This is a genomic window from Ectobacillus sp. JY-23, from assembly GCF_023022965.1.
In the GTDB taxonomy this organism is placed as follows: domain Bacteria; phylum Bacillota; class Bacilli; order Bacillales; family Bacillaceae_G; genus Ectobacillus.
In genome coordinates this window covers 1,184,684-1,206,488 of sequence record NZ_CP095462.1, presented here as the reverse complement: position 1 = coordinate 1,206,488, position 21,805 = coordinate 1,184,684, and the positions used below count along the sequence as shown (strand labels likewise).

At 41.3% G+C, this 21,805-nt stretch carries 18 protein-coding genes and 2 pseudogenes; 13 read left to right on the top strand and 7 right to left on the bottom strand.

The genetic code is table 11. The features are described from left to right. The first annotated feature begins 124 nt into the window (after nucleotides 1-124). The 8 genes from MUG87_RS06210 to pyrE are packed head-to-tail and all read left to right on the top strand — an operon-like array spanning nucleotide 125 to nucleotide 9,589. Nucleotides 125-1,030 carry an aspartate carbamoyltransferase catalytic subunit gene (locus tag MUG87_RS06210; protein ID WP_247086537.1) on the top strand — a complete coding sequence of 302 codons (906 nt, stop codon included), beginning with the start codon at nucleotides 125-127 and terminating at the stop codon, nucleotides 1,028-1,030. Continuing rightward, nucleotides 1,014-2,297: a dihydroorotase gene (locus MUG87_RS06205; RefSeq protein ID WP_247086535.1), complete on the top strand. Its 1,284-nt coding sequence runs from the start codon at nucleotides 1,014-1,016 to the stop codon at nucleotides 2,295-2,297. The genes MUG87_RS06210 and MUG87_RS06205 overlap by 17 nt, the downstream gene beginning before the upstream one ends. Further along, nucleotides 2,294-3,391 (top strand): carbamoyl phosphate synthase small subunit, encoded by a 1,098-nt coding sequence (locus tag MUG87_RS06200; RefSeq protein ID WP_247086534.1) that lies wholly within the window; start codon nucleotides 2,294-2,296, stop codon nucleotides 3,389-3,391. Before MUG87_RS06205 ends, MUG87_RS06200 begins: the two co-directional genes overlap by 4 nt. Then, nucleotides 3,376-6,585: a carbamoyl-phosphate synthase large subunit gene (gene carB / locus MUG87_RS06195; RefSeq protein ID WP_247086532.1), complete on the top strand. Its 3,210-nt coding sequence runs from the start codon at nucleotides 3,376-3,378 to the stop codon at nucleotides 6,583-6,585. The genes MUG87_RS06200 and carB overlap by 16 nt, the downstream gene beginning before the upstream one ends. Beyond that, nucleotides 6,582-7,355, top strand: a complete 774-nt coding sequence (locus MUG87_RS06190) for a dihydroorotate dehydrogenase electron transfer subunit (protein ID WP_247086530.1) — start codon at nucleotides 6,582-6,584, stop codon at nucleotides 7,353-7,355. Before carB ends, MUG87_RS06190 begins: the two co-directional genes overlap by 4 nt. After that, nucleotides 7,352-8,281 carry a dihydroorotate dehydrogenase gene (locus MUG87_RS06185; RefSeq protein ID WP_247086528.1) on the top strand — a complete coding sequence of 310 codons (930 nt, stop codon included), beginning with the start codon at nucleotides 7,352-7,354 and terminating at the stop codon, nucleotides 8,279-8,281. Before MUG87_RS06190 ends, MUG87_RS06185 begins: the two co-directional genes overlap by 4 nt. Further along, nucleotides 8,259-8,966, top strand: coding sequence for an orotidine-5'-phosphate decarboxylase (gene pyrF, locus MUG87_RS06180; protein ID WP_247086526.1), 708 nt, complete (start codon nucleotides 8,259-8,261; stop codon nucleotides 8,964-8,966). Before MUG87_RS06185 ends, pyrF begins: the two co-directional genes overlap by 23 nt. Then, nucleotides 8,963-9,589, top strand: coding sequence for an orotate phosphoribosyltransferase (gene pyrE, locus MUG87_RS06175; protein ID WP_247086524.1), 627 nt, complete (start codon nucleotides 8,963-8,965; stop codon nucleotides 9,587-9,589). The genes pyrF and pyrE overlap by 4 nt, the downstream gene beginning before the upstream one ends. Nucleotides 9,590-9,624: 35 nt before the next feature. Here the strand turns inward: pyrE and MUG87_RS06170 are convergent, their stop codons facing one another. The 6 genes and pseudogenes from MUG87_RS06170 to MUG87_RS06145 all read right to left on the bottom strand — a co-directional run bounded on the left by MUG87_RS06170 (nucleotide 9,625) and on the right by MUG87_RS06145 (nucleotide 14,602). Then, complete coding sequence (locus MUG87_RS06170; RefSeq protein WP_247086522.1) at nucleotides 9,625-9,924, bottom strand: ArsR/SmtB family transcription factor; 300 nt, start codon at nucleotides 9,922-9,924, stop codon at nucleotides 9,625-9,627. A 393-nt stretch (nucleotides 9,925-10,317) separates the two neighbouring features. Continuing rightward, nucleotides 10,318-11,270, bottom strand: a pseudogene (locus tag MUG87_RS06165) (hypothetical protein); the annotation flags it as partial. A 158-nt stretch (nucleotides 11,271-11,428) separates the two neighbouring features. Next, a complete protein-coding gene (locus MUG87_RS06160) occupies nucleotides 11,429-11,980 on the bottom strand; it encodes a hypothetical protein (RefSeq protein ID WP_247086520.1) in 552 nt (183 codons plus the stop codon). 232 nt (nucleotides 11,981-12,212) lie between these two features. Further along, nucleotides 12,213-13,007 (bottom strand): hypothetical protein, encoded by a 795-nt coding sequence (locus MUG87_RS06155; RefSeq protein ID WP_247086518.1) that lies wholly within the window; start codon nucleotides 13,005-13,007, stop codon nucleotides 12,213-12,215. A 388-nt stretch (nucleotides 13,008-13,395) separates the two neighbouring features. Beyond that, nucleotides 13,396-13,848, bottom strand: a pseudogene (locus MUG87_RS06150) (hypothetical protein); the annotation flags it as partial. Nucleotides 13,849-14,182: 334 nt separating this feature from the next. Then, nucleotides 14,183-14,602 carry a TetR family transcriptional regulator C-terminal domain-containing protein gene (locus MUG87_RS06145; protein ID WP_247086516.1) on the bottom strand — a complete coding sequence of 140 codons (420 nt, stop codon included), beginning with the start codon at nucleotides 14,600-14,602 and terminating at the stop codon, nucleotides 14,183-14,185. A gap of 273 nt (nucleotides 14,603-14,875) precedes the next feature. Here MUG87_RS06145 and MUG87_RS06140 point away from each other — a divergent pair, with 273 nt between their 5' ends. Then, entirely contained in the window at nucleotides 14,876-15,211 is a 336-nt protein-coding gene (locus MUG87_RS06140) for a hypothetical protein (protein ID WP_247086514.1), read from the top strand. 224 nt (nucleotides 15,212-15,435) lie between these two features. Here the strand turns inward: MUG87_RS06140 and MUG87_RS06135 are convergent, their stop codons facing one another. Beyond that, nucleotides 15,436-17,139 carry an Rqc2 family fibronectin-binding protein gene (locus tag MUG87_RS06135; RefSeq protein WP_247086512.1) on the bottom strand — a complete coding sequence of 568 codons (1,704 nt, stop codon included), beginning with the start codon at nucleotides 17,137-17,139 and terminating at the stop codon, nucleotides 15,436-15,438. A gap of 392 nt (nucleotides 17,140-17,531) precedes the next feature. On the opposite strand from MUG87_RS06135, the gene MUG87_RS06130 reads away from it, so the two are divergent. The 4 genes from MUG87_RS06130 (at nucleotide 17,532) to rpoZ (ending at nucleotide 21,544) form a co-directional block, all read left to right on the top strand. Then, a complete protein-coding gene (locus tag MUG87_RS06130; protein WP_247086510.1) occupies nucleotides 17,532-20,243 on the top strand; it encodes a calcium-translocating P-type ATPase, SERCA-type in 2,712 nt (903 codons plus the stop codon). 178 nt (nucleotides 20,244-20,421) lie between these two features. Beyond that, nucleotides 20,422-20,703, top strand: coding sequence for an extracellular matrix/biofilm regulator RemA (gene remA, locus MUG87_RS06125; protein WP_247086508.1), 282 nt, complete (start codon nucleotides 20,422-20,424; stop codon nucleotides 20,701-20,703). A 13-nt stretch (nucleotides 20,704-20,716) separates the two neighbouring features. Next, nucleotides 20,717-21,334: a guanylate kinase gene (gene gmk, locus MUG87_RS06120; RefSeq protein WP_247086506.1), complete on the top strand. Its 618-nt coding sequence runs from the start codon at nucleotides 20,717-20,719 to the stop codon at nucleotides 21,332-21,334. A gap of 3 nt (nucleotides 21,335-21,337) precedes the next feature. Further along, nucleotides 21,338-21,544, top strand: coding sequence for a DNA-directed RNA polymerase subunit omega (gene rpoZ, locus MUG87_RS06115; RefSeq protein WP_124563617.1), 207 nt, complete (start codon nucleotides 21,338-21,340; stop codon nucleotides 21,542-21,544). Nucleotides 21,545-21,805 lie beyond the last annotated feature (261 nt).

Below are 21,805 nucleotides of genomic sequence, written 5' to 3'. Positions count from 1 at the left end.
TCATAAGGGTGTAAAAATCAAAATGATTTTACACCCCAACTCTAAAAGGTTGGGGTATTTTTATTCAAAGATTGTTATAAAAATTCAAAGGTGTTACAATGAAAAACAGGGATGGGGGATTAAGATGAATCACTTGTTAACGATGGCAGATTTAACAGAACGAGAGATTTTAAACATTCTGCAAGATGCACAAGATTTCGCTGATGGAAAGCAGCTAAAGGCGAAGGAACAAATCTTTGTTGCAAATCTGTTTTTTGAAAACAGCACGCGAACAAGATTTAGCTTTGAAGTGGCTGAAAAACGCCTTGGACTTGAAGTGCTGAACTTTGCAGCAGAATCCTCGAGCGTACAAAAAGGAGAAACTTTGTACGATACAGTAAAAACATTAGAAGCCATCGGAACAAAAGCGGTTGTTATCCGTCATCAACAAGATCAGTATTTTGAAGAGCTGAAGGATAGAGTAGGTATCCCGATTTTAAATGCGGGGGATGGGTGCGGCAACCATCCAACACAAAGTTTGCTTGATCTACTAACAATTCAACAGGAGTTTCATAGATTTGAAGGTTTGCGAATTGTCATTGCCGGTGATGTACGTCATAGCCGCGTTGCGAGGTCTAACGCACAAGCACTTAGAAAGCTGGGCGCACATGTGGATTTTGCAGGGCCGGAGCAATGGAAGGATACAAGCATGGGAGGTCACTTTGCTTCTCTTGATGAACTGCTGCCACAAGCGGATGTTGTGATGTTATTGCGCGTACAACATGAGCGCCATGAGAGACAAGCGGAAATCATGGGATATCTAGAGAAGTACGGTTTAACAAAAGAACGTGAACAACGTATGAAGCCGGGCAGTATCATTATGCATCCAGCCCCTATTAACCGAGATGTTGAAATTGCAGGGGAATTGATTGAATGTGAGCGATCTCGCATCTTTAAGCAAATGGAAAATGGGGTATACGTGAGAATGGCAGTATTAAAGCGGGCTTTATCCAATATATTAGGAGGGGTTGCACATGAATTACTTGTTTAAAAACGGGCGATATATCAATGAGAATGGCGAGATAGAGTCAGGTGATATCTTAATCAAAGATGGGAAAATCGCTGCTGTAGATGCAAATTTACAGGCTGATATGACCGAGACAATAGACCTTGCTGGGAAATTAATTGCACCAGGATTCATTGATGTGCATGTGCATCTGCGTGAGCCGGGCGGTGAGCATAAAGAAACGATTGCGACAGGAACGCTTGCCGCAGCCAAAGGTGGTTTTACTACCATTTGTGCCATGCCTAATACAAAACCTGTGCCGGATTCAACTGAGCATATGGAGAGTTTACAAAAAAAGATTGCAGAAACAGCACATGTACGCGTACTTCCATACGCAGCAATTACAACAAGGCAGGCGGGTAATGAACTAACGAATTTTGAAGAACTGAAACGCTTAGGTGCATTTGCCTTTACTGATGATGGTGTAGGCGTACAGTCTGCAGGAATGATGCTAGCGGCAATGAAACAAGCAGCTAAGCTAAACATGCCAATTGTAGCGCATTGCGAAGATAACACATTAATTAATAAAGGCTGTGTACATGAAGGAAGCTTCTCCGCAGCCAATGGGTTACATGGTATTCCTTCTGTTTGTGAGTCTGTACATATCGCACGGGATATATTACTGGCTGAAGCGGCGCAATGTCACTACCATGTATGTCATATCAGTACGAAAGAATCGGTTCGCGTTGTACGTGATGCAAAACGAGCAGGAATCCGGGTAACAGCGGAGGTAACACCACATCACTTGCTGTTATGCGATGAGGACATTCCGGCACTTGACACAAACTTTAAAATGAATCCGCCTCTGCGCAGTATCAGCGATAGGGCTGCATTAATTGAAGGACTATTGGACGGCACAATTGACATGATTGCAACAGATCATGCACCACATACAGCAGAAGAAAAGAACATGGGGATGCAGCGCGCGCCATTTGGCATCGTAGGGCTAGAGACGGCATTTCCACTTCTATATACACACTTTGTAGAAACAGAGATTTTGACACTGCAGCAACTGATTAGGCTGCTCACTGAAAGACCTGCACAAATTTTTGGCCTAGAAAGCGGGCTTACAGTAGGTAAGGTTGCAGATCTAACTATTATTGATTTAAATACAGAGCAAGAAATCAATCCGGCAAAATTTGCATCTAAAGGAAAGAACACACCGTTTGCAGGCTGGAAATGTAAGGGATGGCCGGTTATGACATTACTAGAAGGTAAGATTGTATGGCAGAAGGAGAGTGTATTCGCATGAAACGACAGCTTATTTTAGAAGATGGAACAGTATTTGTAGGTCAGGCATTCGGGGGAGAAATAGATAAATCTGGTGAAGTGGTATTTAATACAGGAATGACAGGATATCAAGAGATTTTATCAGACCCTTCTTACTGTAGCCAAATCGTCACACTCACATATCCGCTAATCGGAAACTACGGTATCAATCGAGATGATTTTGAATCAATCAATCCATCCATCCATGGGTTAATTGTAAAAGAAATCTGCGATCATCCCTCAAACTTCCGAAATGAGCTGGCGCTTGATACATATTTAAAAGAGCGCAACATTCCGGGTTTATCAGGTATTGATACAAGAAAGCTTACTCGTCTCATCAGAGAGCACGGTGCATTAAAGGGACGTCTGTGCGGTATGGATGCAGATGTTGAGGACACGGTAAACCAATTGAAGGCGACTGTATTCAAGGATCATGTAAAGCGCGTATCAACGAAAGACCCTTACCCAAGTCCAGGGCGCGGATACCGAGTTGTTCTTGTCGACTTTGGAATGAAGCATGGTATTTTGCGCGAGTTGAACAATCGTGGCTGCGATGTCATCGTAGTACCTTACAATACAACAGCAGAAGAAATCTTGCGCCTGAATCCGGACGGTATTATGCTAAGCAACGGACCTGGAGATCCGAAAGACGTACCAGAGGCCATCGAAATGATTCAAGGAGTTCTTGGTAAAATTCCGTTGTTCGGTATTTGCTTGGGGCACCAATTGTTTGCGCTGGCTTGCGGAGCTAATACAGTTAAATTAAAGTTCGGACACCGTGGTTCTAACCATCCTGTTAAGCATTTAGAAACAGGAAAAGTAGCCATTACTGCACAAAATCATGGCTATACAGTAGAAGAGTCGTCTATTGTGGATACATCGCTTGAAATTACACATATTGCACTTAATGACGGTACGGTAGAAGGTCTACGTCATAAAACAATGCCAGCATTCACAGTTCAATATCATCCCGAAGCTTCACCAGGACCAGAGGATGCAAACGGATTGTTTAATCAGTTTTTAACTATGATTGAAAATTGTCAGAAAGAAGGGGAAGTATTATGCCAAAACGCCTAGATATTAACACCATTTTAGTAATCGGATCCGGACCTATCGTCATAGGGCAAGCTGCGGAATTTGATTATTCCGGAACACAAGCATGTCAAGCTTTGAAGGAAGAGGGCTACAAAGTTATTCTTGTTAACTCGAACCCGGCGACAATTATGACAGATACAGCAACGGCGGATAAGGTATATATTGAACCACTTACTTTGGAATTTGTGAGCCGCATCATCCGTAAAGAGCGTCCGGATGCAATCCTTCCAACTTTAGGCGGACAAACAGGTCTAAATATGGCTGTTGAATTAGCAAAATCAGGTATCTTGCAAGAGTGCGGCACAGAAATCTTAGGAACAAAACTTTCAGCCATTGAACGCGCAGAAGATCGTGATTTGTTCCGTACACTTATGCAAGAGTTGAACGAACCGATTCCAGAGAGTGTAATTATCCATACACTAGAAGAAGCGTATGCGTTCGTTGATAAGATCGGATATCCAGTCATCGTTCGCCCAGCTTTTACGTTAGGTGGAACAGGCGGAGGTATTTGCCACGATGAAGAAGAGTTGGTGGAAATCGTCTCAAGCGGCTTGAAGCATAGCCCTGTGACGCAGTGCTTGCTTGAGAAAAGTATCGCGGGCTTTAAGGAAATTGAATATGAAGTAATGCGAGATAGCAATGATAACGCAATTGTTGTATGTAATATGGAAAACATCGATCCAGTGGGTGTGCATACAGGAGACTCCATTGTTGTGGCGCCAAGTCAAACATTGAGCGACCGTGAGTATCAAATGCTACGTAATACATCATTAAAAATTATCCGTGCGCTAGGAATTGAAGGCGGCTGTAACGTACAGTTGGCGCTTGATACAGATAGCTTCCAATACTATGTAATTGAGGTAAACCCTCGGGTCAGTCGCTCTTCAGCTTTAGCGTCTAAAGCTACAGGGTATCCAATTGCGAAGTTGGCTGCAAAAATTGCAGTTGGTTTAACGCTTGATGAAATCGTAAATCCAGTTACGAAGAAAACATATGCGTGTTTTGAACCAGCGCTTGACTATGTTGTGTCTAAAATCCCGCGTTGGCCTTTTGACAAGTTCGAATCGGCGAATCGCTCTCTAGGTACGCAAATGAAGGCAACGGGAGAAGTTATGGCGATTGGACGTAATTTGGAAGAATCCCTGTTAAAAGCAGTACGCTCACTTGAACTAGGTGTCTATCATCTAGAAATGGAACACCTAAAGGCATTAGATAAAGAAACGATGGAGAAGCGAATTGCTAAAGCAGATGATGAGAGATTGTTTGTTGTGGCGGAAGCGTTACGACAAGGTGTTACAAAAGAGGAGATCAATGCTTGGAGTAAAATGGACTTCTTCTTCTTGCAAAAAATTGAGAACATCATTCGCATGGAACAACGCTTGGCTGAAAACAAAGGTTGCATGGAGACGTTGGAAGCTGCGAAGAAAATGGGCTTCAGCGATCGATACATTTCCCAAGCCTGGGACATGAGCGAGCTAGAAATCTATGAAACACGTAAATTAGAACAAATTGTACCTGTATATAAAATGGTAGATACGTGTGCGGCAGAATTCGAATCAGCGACGCCATACTACTACAGTACGTATGAAGAAGAAAATGAATCCATCGTGACAAATCGCAAAAGCGTTATCGTATTAGGTTCGGGCCCAATTCGAATTGGGCAAGGTATTGAGTTTGATTACGCAACAGTGCATTCTGTTTGGGCGATTAAAGAAGCAGGATATGAAGCAATTATTATCAACAACAACCCTGAAACGGTTTCTACAGATTTTAGTATCTCTGATAAGCTTTACTTCGAGCCTCTGACAATAGAAGATGTTATGCATATTATCGACCTTGAAAATCCAGAAGGTGTTATTGTTCAATTCGGTGGACAAACGGCAATCAACTTGGCTGCTCATCTAGAAGCGCGCGGAGTCAAGATTTTAGGAACGTCTTTAGAAGATCTAGATCGTGCTGAAGATCGTGACAAATTTGAAGCAACTCTGACTGCACTTGGTGTTCCGCAGCCGGTTGGTAAAACAGCAACAACTGTGGAAGAAGCGGTCATCATTGCAGATAGCATCGGCTATCCGGTGCTGGTAAGACCTTCTTATGTACTAGGTGGGCGTGCAATGGAAATTGTATATCATGAAAACGAATTGCTGCATTATATGAAAAATGCCGTAAAGGTCCATGCTGAGCATCCAGTGTTGATTGACCGCTACATGGTGGGAAAAGAAATTGAGGTAGATGCGATTTCGGACGGTAAAGATGTATATATCCCAGGCATTATGGAGCACATCGAGCGCGCAGGTGTTCATTCAGGAGATTCCATTGCTGTGTATCCTACCCAAAGCCTATCGCAAACAATCAAAAACAAAATCGTTGAACACACGATCTCATTAGCAAAAGGTCTAAAAATTGTCGGACTGCTAAATATCCAGTTCGTTGTGTACAAAGATGATGTATATGTACTAGAGGTAAATCCTCGCTCAAGCCGTACAGTTCCATTCTTGAGTAAAATTACAGGTGTACCAATGGCAAATCTTGCGACTAAGGTTATACTTGGAGCGACACTGGAGGGCTTGGGATACAGCACAGGCTACCACCCGGAGTGCAAAGAAGTATATGTGAAAGCACCGGTATTCTCCTTCGCGAAGCTTCGCTCTGTGGATACAACATTAGGACCGGAAATGAAGTCCACAGGTGAAGTAATGGGTAAAGACTTAACACTTGAAAAAGCGTTGTATAAAGGTCTTGTCGCATCAGGCATTAATATTCCGACACACGGATCTGTCATTGTTACAGTTGCTGACAAGGACAAGGAAGAAGCTATAGAAATCGCAAGAAGATTCCATGAAATCGGATATAACATTTTAGCGACAGATGGCACTGCAAAGCTGTTAATGCAAAATGGCGTTCCAGTACAAATCGTAAATAAAATCGATTCTGAGGATTATAATTTGCTGGATATCATTCGTCAAGGCAAAGCACAATTTGTAATTAACACATTGACGAAAGGCAAACAACCAGCACGTGACGGCTTCCGCATCCGACGTGAATCTGTAGAAAACGGAGTGGCTTGCTTAACTTCATTAGATACAACAAAGGCAATCTTACGAGTGCTGGAGTCCATGACATTCTCAGCGGTGGAAATGAAAGAAATTCCACGCCATGAGGTGGTCTACTCATGATCAAAAAGGAAATGATGAAGGTTGTTAGTCAACGAGAAATCGCGCAGAGCATCTATGAGCTCGTACTGAAGGGTAAGCTTGTAGAAGAAATGAATGAACCAGGACAATTCGTGCACATCAAGACGGCAGAGGGGAACTCCCCTCTTCTGCGCCGTCCAATCAGCATTTGCAACATCAATAGAGAGAAACAAGAATTTACGATGTTGTACCGTGCTGAGGGACAAGGAACAAAGCTGCTTGCTAGGCAAAGTGCGGGAAGTGAGATTGATGTACTGGGACCTTTGGGGAATGGATTTCCAGTTGAAGAAGCCGAAGCTGGACAAGTAGCCTGTTTGGTAGGGGGGGGAATCGGTGTACCTCCATTATATGAATTGTCACAAAGACTTGTTGCAAAAGGTGTGCGTGTTATCCATGTTTTAGGATTTCAAAGTGAGAATGCCGTGTTTTATGAAGAGAAGTTTGCGGAATTGGGAGAAACCTATATTGCTACTGCAGATGGTACTTACGGAACAAAGGGGTTTGTGACGGATGTGATAAAACAGTACGGTATTTCCTTTGACATATTGTATGCTTGTGGTCCAACGCCGATGCTACAGGCGCTCGCGCAGCAATACGAGGGACGTAAGGCATATATTTCATTGGAAGAAAGAATGGGCTGCGGTATCGGAGCTTGCTTCGCATGTGTATGTGAGACGCCTGCGGGAGGACACTCCTATAAAAAGGTTTGCAGCGACGGTCCGGTATTTAAGATAGGGGAGGTTGTTCTATGAGCTTGGAAGTGAAGTTACCTGGGTTAGCATTAAAAAACCCAATCATGCCGGCATCCGGTTGCTTCGGCTTTGGTAAGGAGTTCGCCAATTTGTATGATCTAAGTATACTGGGATCTATTATGATCAAGGCGACGACGACAGAGCCCCGCTTCGGAAACCCAACACCGCGTGTGGCCGAGACAGCAGCAGGGATGCTCAATGCCATTGGCCTGCAGAATCCGGGGCTTCATAAGGTGATGAACGAAGAGCTTCCTTGGCTGGAACAATTCGATGTTCCCATCATTGCCAATGTTGCTGGCTCCCAGGCTGAAGATTATGTAGCTGTAGCCAAAGAGATTTCAAAAGCGCCGAACGTCCATGCGCTTGAACTTAATATTTCATGTCCAAATGTGAAAACAGGAGGTATCGCTTTCGGAACTGTACCTGAGATCGCAGCGGATTTAACAAGGCAGGTAAAAGAGGTTTCTGAAGTGCCTGTATATGTGAAGCTTTCTCCCAATGTCGCAAACATTGTAGAAATTGCAAAAGCAATTGAAAACGCTGGTGCGGACGGGTTAACAATGATTAACACGCTGCTCGGCATGCGCCTAGATCTGAAAACAGGCAAACCAATTCTAGCAAATCGAACAGGAGGCTTGTCCGGTCCTGCAATTAAACCGGTCGCTCTTCGTATGATTTATGAAGTAAGTCAAGCGGTTAACATTCCGATTATCGGTATGGGCGGCATTGAAACAGCAGAGGATGTCGTGGAATTTTTCTATGCAGGAGCGAGCGCGGTGGCTGTTGGAACAGCAAACTTCGTAGATCCGTTCGTATGTCCAACTATTATAGAAGAATTGCCTGATGTATTGAAAAAGTTGGGGTTTGAACATATTTCAGAATGTCACGGAAGGAGCTGGAAACATGCCGCTTATAGTCGCGCTTGATTTTCCCAATAGGCAAGAAGTAGCAGGCTTTTTACAGCATTTTGGTGATGAAAGGCTGTACGTGAAAGTCGGCATGGAGCTCTTTTATAAAGAAGGTCCCTCTATCATTGCTTATTTGAAAGAAAAGGGACATGATGTGTTTCTTGATTTGAAGCTGCACGATATCCCTAATACGGTAAAAAGTGCGATGCGCAGCTTAGCTGATTTAGGTGTTGATATGGTAAATGTGCATGCTGCTGGTGGTACGGCGATGATGAAAGCAGCGCTGGAAGGTTTACAGGAAGGTACCCAAGGAAAGAAGCGCCCGCTTTGTATCGCAGTAACACAGCTCACAAGCACATCAGAAGAAATGATGAACCGTGAGCTGTGGATTGAAAAATCGCTTATAGATACAGTTTCGCATTATGCGAAACTGGCTAAAGAAAGCGGTTTAGATGGTGTTGTATGTTCAACACTGGAAGTCCCGATGCTTCGAGAGCATTGTGGACAAGACTTTATCACTGTCACGCCAGGAATTCGTATGGGTTCCGATGACACACAGGATCAGGTTCGTGTAGCGACTCCGGCGCGTGCTCGCGAATTAGGGTCTGACTATATTGTGGTCGGCAGAAGTATCACGAAAGCTGAAAATCCGTATCAAGCATATCAAACGATTAAAGAAGAATGGGAGGGACAGCGAGTATGAAACAACAAATCGCTTCACATCTATTAGAAATAGGAGCTGTGTTTTTACAGCCTAACAATCCGTTCACATGGTCATCAGGAATTAAGTCCCCTATTTACTGTGACAATCGTTTGACTTTGTCCTATCCGAACGTGAGAAAAGAGATTGCTAAAGGTTTGGCTGAGTTGATTGAAACACATTTCCCTGAAGCGGAAATGATTGCTGGAACAGCCACAGCAGGTATTGCACATGCCGCATGGGTAAGCGATATTTTAGATAAGCCGATGTGCTATGTGCGTAGTAAAGCGAAAAGCCACGGCAAAAGCAATCAAATTGAAGGTAAGGTAACAGAGGGACAAAAAGTCGTCGTAGTAGAAGATTTAATTTCTACTGGAGGTAGTGCAATTACATGTGTGGAGGCCCTGCGTGAAGCTGGTTGTGAAGTACTAGGCGTAGTAGCTATCTTTACATATGAATTGGATAAGGGGAAGCAGCTGCTTAACAGTGCGAAGATACAATCTCATACACTTAGTGATTATTCTACGCTAGTGGAAGTGGCAGCTGACAAAGGAATTATTTCTAGCGAAGACATTCAAAAACTGCAAGAGTGGAGACAAAATCCATCCGAATGGGCTCTTGTATAATGAAAAAACCTGTCTAGGACAGGTTTTTTTATTTATTATGCAATTGTTTTTAAAATAGTCTTCATTCTGCTTTGCATAGTTTCATCAAAGAAGTGGTAGTAAATTTCTAGACCTTTACGGTTTCCTCTAATAATACGTGCTTGTTTTAGTTTCGCTAAATGCTGGCTGATTGTACTTTGCGGCATTTCAAATTCTTGATATAAAGTAGTTACGTTAGTTGGACCATTTTCAAGAAGGAAATTCAATAAGCCCAAACGAACTTGGTGAGCTGTAACTTTTAAAAACTCAGCTCCATCTACATACTCTTGACTATCTATTGTTTTTTCTTTTTGCATTACGACATGCCCCTTTCAAATCTTTGTTTCTCTCTATATGCTCTTATTGTATAACAAATATCTATAATATTAGATTAAAATACTTTTAAAAGATATTACAGTATTTTTACAAAGAGTATTTTTAAATGAACTGTGTAATATTTTTGTAATAAAAAATCCATCTTAATGGGAAAATTCTATTCTTTTTGATGAGAAACCCCTACTTCAAGTAGTATAAGTATGCAATAGCGTACTTGTAATGACATCGCTTGATAGCGGTGAATGGAGACGTACTGGCAATACATCGCTAGCTGTATGGCATTTATAGAAGAAATAAGAAGTTTTCTAAAGTAAAAAGGCATCGTCTATGTAGTATAGACGATGCCTTTTGAGGATTTGAGGTATGTCGCTTCATTAAATGAGAAACATCGCAACGACAGTAGTTACAAGCAATCCAATCATAACTGGCAGAAAGTTGCGACGGGCAAGATCAAAAGGATCTACTTTACAAATCGCTGCCGCTGGAATAAGCGCCCATGGAATGAGCGTTCCACCGCCTACCCAAATGGCAGCCACTTGCCCAAGTGCAGTCAATGTTGCCACGCCGTGACCAATAGCATTTGCAAATAGGTTTGCAATAGACCCGACTAACGAAATACCAGAAAAGCCTGATCCATCAAGACCTGTAATTGTACCAATTGTGGTTAATGTGACGGCTGCTACATTTTCATTGATCGGCATCGCATGGGAGAGAGCAACACCTAGGTCGTTGATAATTCCATTCGAGCCTTTAGGTAAATATTCCCCAATAATTTTTGGGAATCCGCTATCTCCTAGGTAAAATAAAGCAGCAATCGGAATAACCGGACCAAAATTTTAAAGCCAAATTGTAAGCCTTCAATTAAATAACTTGTTGTTTTTTCAAGCGCTGCTCCTTTATAAGCAAGAAGCATAATGATTAGCATGATGGCAATTGTGGTGCCACCAATCAGTGCAGTGGCATCACCACCTTGTAGATTGAAGCGAACCATGAGATAAATATCAAGTGCATATAAAACAGGAATAAAAATGGCTAAGATACGTTTCCAAGCAGTTGATAAAAGCACTGGTAGTTGCGGCTCGTTAGTAATATCTGTATACGAAGGAGGGCCTAATGTACCGTTTTTCATATCGCGACGCAGAAAGAAAAAAGCAGTAAGTGTTGTTACAATTCCCATTACAATAACAAGGGGAACACTGGCAGCAACTACATCTGCAACAGGAATACCTGCTGCATCCGCCGTCAGCTTTGGTGCACCTTGAATCACAAAGTCTCCGGAGAGCGCTATGCCATGACCAAAGAGGTTCATTGCCATTGCTACTCCGATGGATAGCAAAGGAACCTATTTGTTTTAGCTAAAACTGAATTCTGTAATGGTCCACAGGCGGTGTTTGCCCTCTGCTATGAGAATGGCTTGGAGAGACATTTACAACATTTAACAGATATGCATTAAGGTTCCATCCATTGTTTAGAGCCTTGAATTTTCTAAAAAAGCACCGCCTCTAAAGAATGGAGTTGCTGTAAATTCTTTTTGAGTGCATCTTTATTAGGTAAATCATAGCTAATGAGTAAAGAGAAATACTCTTTCCCGGAGGAAATTAAATGTTTAACTAATATTTGCCCAACTAGTTCAAAGGATTTTGTTCTATCTTCCTCAAACTCATATATAACCTGCCAATTTACTTTTTCACTATTGATAGGTGTAATTTTAAGGATAACAGGAGTTGTTCCAAGAACCACCTCAGCCTCCTGATAGTCAGCATACTGCTGTAGAAGATTGATTATGTCTTCCCATAAATTTAAGCTACGTACATCCAATCCTAATACTGTAACATCTCGCAATTTCATCAAGATAGATGTATTAAGGTACTCAGGTGTTATTACTCCATTTTTTAAATACTCTTTAACTTCCCTCTCATTTCTAATATTTACGTAGCAAATATCAGGATGCTCAATGAAGCTGGTGTCGGAGTAAAACCCTAAAGCTTCTTCAATTTGCTTCTTAGGTCTTGCTAAATAAGTAGCTATTGTAAACAAATTATCTTCCTCCCAAATAGAATATGGCCCCGCTTTGTGGAGCCATATCAAGGTGTATTGGAATACGTTGATGCTTCTCATAAAGTACATACAAAGAGAGTTGAAGTAAAGTTTTCCGTAAGAATGCCCTGTTTAAGAAACGGGTATGATGATGCATTTTAGGGGACAATTGAAGTGCTAATATCTATAATGTTCGTCTCTATGCGCAAATTTCTAGCTAGAGAAAAGCATTTTATTGAGAAATTCCATAGTTCCACTTGTACGGGTAAACTGTAGTGATAGAGCCATTTGTAATAACAAGTCTGTATGCTTTGTTTTGATAGTAACCATCCAAAACAACTTTCTTGCTGTAATTATTTAAGATGGTTTTTTCATTATTCCCATAGTTTGCAACAGTAATAATTACGTTCTCAATGTCACTGAACGTAAAAGAGTCATCAAAGAAGGTATTAGTGGAACCGTACCCTAGACCTGTCCAGTATCCTGGATGGTGTTTAGAAAGAATATGCTCCATTCCCCAATCTTGTGTTCCATGTTCCAAGACAATGGTTTTACTTGAACCTTCAAGCTTAATCACTTTAAGGTCAGTGTACCTTGAAAAGCAAGACCCGTAGTAGTCTTCAATGGCTTGTTCTACCTTAGCTTCTTTTACTTTATAATAAGTCTTTACACCTTTCCAAGCAATTTGAGTAGCATAGATAAGAATTCTAGCGGCTGCTGGATTGTACTGAGGGTCTTTCATAGTCTTTATGCCCGGAATTGTGTATACCTCTTCTTCATGTACATCGGTAAATTCAGAGGTCTCTACAGGGAATCCATTTTCATCTATAGTCCCCCATACTTCCACAGGTTCTCCATTAACATCTGGGTGATTTACCTCACTGTCAGCAGACAAATGTTGAGGTGAAGTTACTTGTTCAACATTAGTTGAATCAGTTGATTCGGCTCTAGCGAAAGTGGGAGCTGTGGCTGAAAAGAACAATAGAGATGCCATTAAGGATACTATAAATTTTACAAGATGAGACATAAGTTACCTCTTTTCTCAGATTCCATGCAATATTTTTCCGTTAAATAAATTATACATAAATACGCGCAATAGTATATATATTTAGAAAATTTAAATTAGATTTACACTAAAGTCTGTTCTTGACGAAAAAAAATTCAATATAACTATAAAAAAATATCCGTATATCTGTTATGTTGAAAGTACCACCCATCAACGTAACGGGGTATACAAATGCGATCTCATTATATCGGTATTGTATGGAAGGAAGCTTTCATTAGGAGATGGAAGGTACAAAGTGAGGCTATTCTAGCCAATTTCACAGGGCGAATGTATATTCCTTTTTGGGGATATGTATAGATTGTTCTTATAAACAAAGGAACCTCTGATAACCAAAAGAGGTTCCTTTGCTTGCGTTCGCTACACCAATTGCGGGTAGTCCGACACGAAGAGCGACAGGAGGAAGTACGGCACCTATCAGCGCAACCGCCGGTGATGGCCAGAAGAAAAGGGAAATGACCATCATTAGCAAACCAGTCACCCAGTATGCGAGTGCTGGTGTGCGAATCAGACTAGCAAACGGAGAAATCATCACATCATTAATGCCCGTTCGAATCAGTAGATTGCTCATGGAGACGATGACTGAGATGATGAGAATGGTGGGGAGAAGTTCCGTAATTGCGTAAATGAAGTTGTTAAAAATACCAGATACAGCCATGCTGACAGAGCTTGTTGCGACAAGAGCTAGAATGAAAATCATAACAATGGAGATGAGAGTTGTATCTTTGCGGAAGAGAAAGAAGCCGATGATGGAAAGCAAGAAGAAAACGTACAGCCAGTGGAGGGCTGTGAGTTCAATGACCATAGGGATCACATCCTTTTGTGTGGTGTGATTATAGGATATGGGGGAATACGAAGATGGTGAGTGGGTGAACGGAGGAGGAATTTTACATTTTAGAAACAATGTGAGGCGAACACGAACGGCCTGCAGTCAGTGGTGAATAGGTTTCAACAGACATTATTGTAATTTCAAAGAAGCTCACGTGCCTTTCTGCGATAAAATCTGCAAAAAGGTACGTAAATAATTCTGCAGAACAAAGGTTTAGCTATATTATCTTTAGATTTAATAAATAATTATTCATTAATTTAACTTCCATATTAGTAATTAAAATGCTTGAGTGTAAATTGAAACTAAATTGTCAAGAACAATTAATTTCATCCATGAAAAGTAATTCTGAAACAACTTGAATTTGCTTGCGTACCTCTATGGTGTTATCTTGCTGATGCTGAATATTAAACCCATCAAAGATGGCTATAATTGTTGTTGCTAGCAAGTCTGAAGGGAGTTTAGATTGAATAACGTTTTCCTCTCGAAGTTTGTCAATAATTTGTACAAGCATGCCTCTCCACGCTTCATACATGCCTGACATGCGATTTTTCATTTCTTCAGACCGATGAGAGTTTGCCAAAAATTCAATGTACAGGGGTACCCACAATTCCTTTTGGGTAACTTCAATTATATACGACGTAACAAGATTAATGATGTCCGGAGAATTCTTAGTGTCAGAGCTGAAATTTTCATGTGCAATTTGCTGATGGAGTCGCATCCTTTCATCCATAATTATTAAAAAAATCTCCTCTTTATCCTTAAAATGCGCATAAAACGCACTTACTATTTTTTCATAAAGCCAAATATCAACTCCAGGAGATTCTTATGATAATGAAAGTCTGCACCTATTTTCTAGTTATTCTGTTTTTCCTCGTTGGATGTACACAATCGGGGAAAATCAAAAATGTTACAGAGTTTTCGCCAAGTAAGAAAGGCAATTATTTATTATTCCATCTTACTGACCCGTTCAAGGAAGAAGGGTATATAATTGAGATAAATGACAATGGAAAAGTTGTGGACAAGCACCGCATTACGGATAAGCGTTTTGCACCATCAGATGGATTTTTCAGAGCTCTCTGAGAATATTGCTGGTATTGCGTATAATAAAAATGTTTTAATTGATGACAATAAAATTCTTGTAGATATAGAAGTTCATGAAGCAAAAGATAAATCTGACAAAATTGCTTTCCTAGCAACAATTTCGTTTAAAGAGAAAGAGCCCAAAATAGAAATTATACCAAGTAGTCAAGGTGAGAAAGTGCTCAACAATGATTTAAGCGCTCAAGAGGCATACACTAGAATCACGATAAGACAACAGTCATTATTGTCAGAGACCTGAAAACGTTGAAGGTAAAGCGAAGAATAACACTAGAAAATAGTGATTCTATTTATCTTGTTGATTATTTAAAATCATAATACCCCTGTGGCAATGTCTTTAATCATAACGGGCGTTGCCACAGGGGTATTTTCATATGGGAAGTTTTTTTCAGTTAAGACTATAATACATTATTTGATTGTTTAGTAAGGCTTTATCATATATCACCCGTCGAGAATTCACCTGTTTCAACATTTCAGCTTCATGACCACATCTTCATCTGGTGTCACATAGAGAGTCTTTTGTTGGTCGTATGTCACAAATCCTAGTTTAGCGCCACTCGGTTTTTTTACGTTGCGAATTTTCGTGAAATCGACAGGAACAGAGCTGGAGTTTTTTGCTTTACTAAAGTAGGCAGCGAGAATTGCTGCTTCTTTTAGGGTTTGCTCACTCGGTTCTAGGGAACGGATTACAACGTGTGAGCCTGGGATATCCTTCGTGTGAAGCCAAATCTCATCTCGTCTAGCAAGCTTGTTGGTAAGAAAATCGTTTTGCTTATTATTCTTACCAACTAAAATTTCAGTACCATCGCTGGATTCATAGCGGTCTAAGACTGGCTTTGTTGGTTTTTGTTTTTTCTGTGTTTTGCCACGTGCGCGCATGTAGCCTTCTTCTACAAGTTCTTCGCGAATTTCCTCAATGTCTTTTTGCGAAGCGGATTCCATTTGCTGCATTAGGCCTTCAAAGTAAAATATTTCTTGTTTTGTTTTTTCGATTTGCTCCTCGACAATGGTGACGGAGTTTTTTGCTTTTTGATATTTTGAAAAATAATGCTGCGCATTTTCAGGTGGTGTTTTTAAAGGGTTAAGGGTAATTGTCACGGTTTTGCCGTTTTCGTCATAATAGTTAACGACAGTGGCTTCCTTATCTCCTTTTTTAATTGCGTACATGTTGGCTGTTAGCAACTCACCGTATAGCTGATATTGCTCGGCTTTTTCAGCATCTTTTAACGTTTTTATGAGCTTCTGGAGCTTTTTTTCATTTTTAGCAAGCTCATTGCTCATAAATTTTTCTAAGTCATGCGCCTGTTGTTTCACACGGTCACGTTCGCCCTTTCCAAAGAAAAATCGATCGAGAAGGGAGCTGATGGATGCGAAAGCTTTAATCTCCCCTTTTACGTGTGAAAGAGGAATCATATAAAAATGCTCCTTCGTTTCTGTTGTAATCATTACAGGATGATACCGATGCTCTTTAACAGCTGCGAGGACAGAAAAGAAAGCCGCTGCTAAAGCTGTTTCGTTTATGAGCTTGGCTGTTGCCGTTATTTCTTGTGCCAATAAGGGTGACAGTCCTGCAAAGCGATCAACGAGCTGCTTGTCCATTTTGCCGGCTAAAAAATCAAGTGGCATGAGAAATTCCTGTGTTGTTTCTATTGCAAGCGGGTTATACTTTTGCTGTGCTGGCGGAGTGATATAGGTGGTTCCTGGCATAACAGTACGGTGACGATTAACTGCTGGTGATAGATGCTTAATGCTATCAATAATTGTACCATCGGCATCTGTTAAAATAATGTTACTATGGCGGCCCATTACTTCTATAATAAGTGTTTTCACCGATTCATCCCCAATTTCATTGCGGCTTCTTACGGTGATATGTATAATCCGTTCTAGTTCAATTTGCTCTACGCATTCAATAATACCGCCTTCAAGATGTTTGCGAAGCAGCATGCAAAACATGGGAGGGGTAGCTGGAGATGTGTAGCTTTGCTCGGTCAGATGTATGCGTGCATAAGATGGATGTGCTGATAGTAACAGCTTTTGATTTTTCCCCTGCGCCCGAATGTGTAAGAGTACCTCGTATTTAGATGGTTGATATATTTTAGAAATTCGCCCAGACGTAAGCGGCTGTATTTCCTTGGTAAGTGCTCTTGTAAATAGTCCATCAAAAGCCATGATATTCCTCCTTCTCGTAAGGATGTCTTTGAATAAAGACCCTCATTATGCTATCGTATTTCATTTTAAAAAATTAATTTTGACAGTTGTTATTATGAAGAATGTTGCCAATACACTTTAACATATGGATTGGCAAAAAGCGCCTTTTTGTGTCGAGAACCTATGCCCTATGGAGCTGAACGAGCCGCTTCCGCTTTTCTTGATCCAGCTGCAGCGGCTAGCTCCTCCGGTCAGAGAACCTCGCCCCATAAAGGCAAAAAGCGCCTTTTTGTGTCGAGAACCTATGCCCTATGGAGCTGAACGAGCCGCTTCCGCTTTTCTTAACATTATAGCATGTTTTAGGACGAGTCTGAATAAGCTGTGAATAGAGTAGAGAAGGTTGAGGTGAGAGGATGAATTGGTATGGACTTCGCGTTCATGAGGTAGAGGAGAAGGCAAGGACGAATGTGAAGACAGGATTGACGGGACAGGAGGCGAATATGCGCCTTAAGCAGTTTGGGACAAATGAGCTGCAGGAGGGGAAGCGTTCATCTGCATTGGTAAAGTTTCTTGCGCAATTTAAGGATTTTATGGTGCTAGTACTGCTAGGAGCCACTGTTATTTCTGCTTTACTTGGTGAAATGGTAGATGCTGTGGCCATTGTTGCTATTGTTATTTTAAATGGAATACTGGGCTTTTTACAGGAACATCGCGCAGAAAAGTCAATGGATGCTTTAAAAGAACTAGCTGCGCCGCAAGCGACTGTGCTTCGTGATAATAAGTGGGTGAAGGTCGCCTCTAAGCAGCTGGTACCAGGAGACATTATTAAGTTTACAAGTGGAGATCGAATTGGTGCGGACGTGAGAATTATTGAAGCATCGAGTTTATACATAGAAGAGTCCGCTCTTACGGGAGAATCTGTCCCGGTTCAAAAGCGTATCGACGCTGTAAATGGTATTGATGTCGGTATTGGCGATCAAACGAATATGGCGTTTATGGGAACGATGGTTACACGCGGGTCGGGTATTGGTACTGTTATCGGTACCGGTATGAATACGGCAATGGGGCAAATTGCTGATATGCTTCAAAACGCTGAAGAAAACGAAACACCGCTGCAGCGCCGCTTGGAACAAATGGGGAAGATTTTGATTGTCGTCGCATTGCTTTTGACAGCGCTAGTAGTATTAATTGGCGTGTATCAAGGACATGATGTATATCATATGTTCCTAGCAGGTGTGTCCTTGGCTGTGGCAGCCATACCGGAAGGATTGCCGGCAATTGTTACCGTTGCTTTATCTTTAGGTGTGCAGCGCATGATTAAGAAAAAATCAATTGTTCGTAAACTACCAGCTGTAGAGACGCTTGGCTGCGCTTCTGTTATCTGTTCAGATAAAACAGGTACGATGACACAAAATAAAATGATGGTCACACATTTATGGTCAGGCGGGAAAACGTGGCAGGTCACCGGACAAGGCTACAGTCCAAGTGGTGAATTTACGGAGGATGAACGAAAGATTAATCCGAGTGTAGTAAAGCCTGTACAGCAGCTATTAATGTTTGGTTGTTTGTGCAATAACGCTAACATCTCAAAAAGAAAAAAAGAATACGTACTTGACGGTGATCCGACTGAAGGAGCACTTGTAGCAGCAGCCATGAAGGCGGGGTTTACACGCGAGGCACTGGCAGGACAATTCCAAATTATAAAAGAAATTCCGTTTGATTCGACACGTAAAATGATGAGTGTTGTTATTCGAGACAAGCAAGGCAAAGCGTTTCTTGTTACCAAGGGTGCACCTGATGTCCTACTTGGCGTGAGTAGTTCGATTCTATGGGGAGAAAAACAACAATCCATGACAACCTTGTATCAAGATGAAGTGCAAAGAGCCATCCATCATTTAGGCGGTCAGGCACTGCGCACGATTGCCATTGCTTATAAACCGCTTCGCAATGAACTAATCAATGAAAGAGATGCAGAAACCGACTTAATGTTTATCGGCCTGCAAGGTATGATTGATCCGCCAAGACCGGAAGTGAAACAAGCTGTACAGGAATGCCGTGATGCCGGTATCCGTACAGTTATGATTACAGGTGATCATAAGATTACAGCAATGGCGATTGCCAAGCAATTGGCTGTGTTGCCTGAAGGCGGCAAAGTGGTAGAAGGCACTCAACTTGCGGCCATGAGTGTAGAAGAACTTGAAGATATTGTAGAAGACACATATGTATTTGCACGTGTTTCGCCGGAGCATAAATTAAAAATTGTAAAGGCACTTCAAAATAAAGGACATATTGTTGCAATGACGGGAGATGGTGTAAATGATGCACCAGCAATTAAGGCTTCCGACATTGGTATTGCGATGGGCATTTCCGGAACAGATGTAGCAAAGGAAGCCTCTTCTCTTGTTCTTTTGGATGACAATTTTGCGACAATTAAAGCAGCTATTAAAGAAGGTCGTAATATCTATGAAAATATTAGGAAATTCATTCGTTACCTGCTTGCATCTAATGTAGGAGAAATTTTAGTTATGTTATTTGCGATGATTTTAGCGCTACCGTTGCCGCTTGTACCAATTCAAATTTTATGGGTAAATTTAGTAACGGACGGACTGCCGGCAATGGCGCTTGGACTCGACAAGCCGGAGGACGATGTAATGAAGAGGAAACCACGTAGTCCAAAAGAAGGAGTCTTTTCAAGAGGTTTAGGCTGGAAAATTTTAAGTCGTGGCTTTTTAATTGGGATTGTCACGTTACTGGCGTTTATTGTAGCTTATAACCAAAATCCAACTGAACTAAAATATGCACAAACTGTGGCTTTTGCAACACTTGTTTTATCACAGCTCATACTTGTATTTGATTGCCGAAGTGAGAGATCCATCTATCATCGCAATCCATTCGGCAATATGTATCTGGTAGGTGCAGTATTCATTTCTCTACTGCTTATGCTAGTGGTTATCTATTATCCGCCGTTGCAGCCTATATTTGACACATTACCTATTAAAGGGAGAGATTGGTTGCTGATTGGCGGTCTTTCTTCTATTCCAACATTCTTACTTGTAGGTGCTGTATTAACGAAGAAACCCAAAAAACAAAACAAACTTAAAATAGTCAATCAAAGTAAAATATGATATAATGAAAGAAGGTAGTAGGGAATGTCTCTATTACCTTTTTCGCTGTGTAAACAACAAGCCTGTGATGAAGGTGAAAAATAACCTTGAAAAAATCCGCAAACAAGTGCAAAATATGGAATAGTTGAGAAGTTTAGTGCATGAGGAATTCGGATAGACTTACTAGGAGGCACAGGGTATGACCATGCGTTTTTTGAATATTGGATACGGCAATATCGTGTCCGCCCATCGGATTATTGCAATTGTTAGTCCGGAATCTGCTCCGATTAAGCGCTTGGTGCAAGAGGGAAGAGAGCAAAATATTCTGCTTGACGCCACGTATGGCCGTAAAACAAGAGCAGTCATTATTATGGATGACGGTCATATTGTATTGAGTCCGATTCAACCTGAGACGATTGCGCAGCGGTTGAATGGCAATGCCCATAGCAAAGATGACTTAAAAGAAGAGAATGAAGGGTAGGTTTACATATATTATGAGAAGTGAAAGAGGATTGCTAATCGTTCTGTCTGGTCCTTCTGGCGTCGGAAAAGGAACGGTGCGCAAAGCGTTGTTTGAGCAAGAAGATATCCATTTAAACTATTCTGTTTCTGCTACAACGAGAAACCCGCGCGAAGGGGAAGTGAACGGCGTTGATTATTTCTTCAAAACACGCGAAGAGTTTGAAGAAATGATTCAAAACAACGGTTTATTGGAGTGGGCTGAGTTTGTAGGAAACTACTACGGTACTCCTGTGGAATATGTAGAACAAACATTGCAGCAAGGAAAAGACGTATTTTTAGAAATTGAGGTACAAGGTGCGTTACAAGTAAAAAAAGCTTTTCCTGAAGGTGTGTTTATCTTCTTGGCACCGCCAAGCTTATCTGAATTAAAAAGTCGTATCGTGGGGCGCGGCACAGAAACAGAAGAAGTCATCCAAAACCGCCTCACAATTGCCAAAGAAGAAATTGATATGATGGATGCATATGATTATGTTGTTGAAAACGATGAGGTTGCGCTGGCTTGCGAGCGCATCAAAGCAATTGTAACAAGTGAGCATTGTCGTCGAGACCGTGTTTCTAAATATTATAAACAAATGACGGAGGCTGAATAATTTATGTTAAACCCATCCATTGATGCGTTGCTGCAAAAGATTGATTCAAAATACACATTGGTAACCGTGGCATCTAAACGTGCGCGTGAAATGCAACAACATCGCGACTGTCGCTTAGACCGACCTGTATCTCATAAGTACGTAGGAAAATCTTTAGAAGAGATTGATGCAAAATTGCTAGGCTATAGACCGCTTGAGGGACAAAAATAAGCATTCATATGGAGAACAAACAACCTATGTACAAATAGGTTGTTCTTTTTTTACAACATAAAAATATGAATTTTTATAAAATAGACGATGTACAAGGAGTCGCTAGAAGAGAAACACTTGCGACTGTAGCTACAACCTTAAAAAGCACGTACCTATTAAGGCGGTAGGCAGGAGGCAAAGGCTTCTTAGCCTTACTGTTATGTTAGAAAAATAACGTGTACTGGTATAGAATAGTGTTACTTATAGGAGAAAGGGGCGCGA

Coding starts and splice junctions, on each gene's coding strand:
- MUG87_RS06210 (WP_247086537.1), top strand. CDS start 125: ATGAATCACTTGTTAACGATGGCAGATTTAACAGAACGAGAGATTTTA.
- MUG87_RS06205 (WP_247086535.1), top strand. CDS start 1,014: ATGAATTACTTGTTTAAAAACGGGCGATATATCAATGAGAATGGCGAG.
- MUG87_RS06200 (WP_247086534.1), top strand. CDS start 2,294: ATGAAACGACAGCTTATTTTAGAAGATGGAACAGTATTTGTAGGTCAG.
- carB (WP_247086532.1), top strand. CDS start 3,376: ATGCCAAAACGCCTAGATATTAACACCATTTTAGTAATCGGATCCGGA.
- MUG87_RS06190 (WP_247086530.1), top strand. CDS start 6,582: ATGATCAAAAAGGAAATGATGAAGGTTGTTAGTCAACGAGAAATCGCG.
- MUG87_RS06185 (WP_247086528.1), top strand. CDS start 7,352: ATGAGCTTGGAAGTGAAGTTACCTGGGTTAGCATTAAAAAACCCAATC.
- pyrF (WP_247086526.1), top strand. CDS start 8,259: ATGCCGCTTATAGTCGCGCTTGATTTTCCCAATAGGCAAGAAGTAGCA.
- pyrE (WP_247086524.1), top strand. CDS start 8,963: ATGAAACAACAAATCGCTTCACATCTATTAGAAATAGGAGCTGTGTTT.
- MUG87_RS06170 (WP_247086522.1), bottom strand. CDS start 9,924: ATGCAAAAAGAAAAAACAATAGATAGTCAAGAGTATGTAGATGGAGCT.
- MUG87_RS06155 (WP_247086518.1), bottom strand. CDS start 13,007: ATGTCTCATCTTGTAAAATTTATAGTATCCTTAATGGCATCTCTATTG.
- MUG87_RS06145 (WP_247086516.1), bottom strand. CDS start 14,602: ATGGATGAAAGGATGCGACTCCATCAGCAAATTGCACATGAAAATTTC.
- MUG87_RS06140 (WP_247086514.1), top strand. CDS start 14,876: ATGGAAAAGTTGTGGACAAGCACCGCATTACGGATAAGCGTTTTGCAC.
- MUG87_RS06135 (WP_247086512.1), bottom strand. CDS start 17,139: ATGGCTTTTGATGGACTATTTACAAGAGCACTTACCAAGGAAATACAG.
- MUG87_RS06130 (WP_247086510.1), top strand. CDS start 17,532: ATGAATTGGTATGGACTTCGCGTTCATGAGGTAGAGGAGAAGGCAAGG.
- remA (WP_247086508.1), top strand. CDS start 20,422: ATGACCATGCGTTTTTTGAATATTGGATACGGCAATATCGTGTCCGCC.
- gmk (WP_247086506.1), top strand. CDS start 20,717: ATGAGAAGTGAAAGAGGATTGCTAATCGTTCTGTCTGGTCCTTCTGGC.
- rpoZ (WP_124563617.1), top strand. CDS start 21,338: ATGTTAAACCCATCCATTGATGCGTTGCTGCAAAAGATTGATTCAAAA.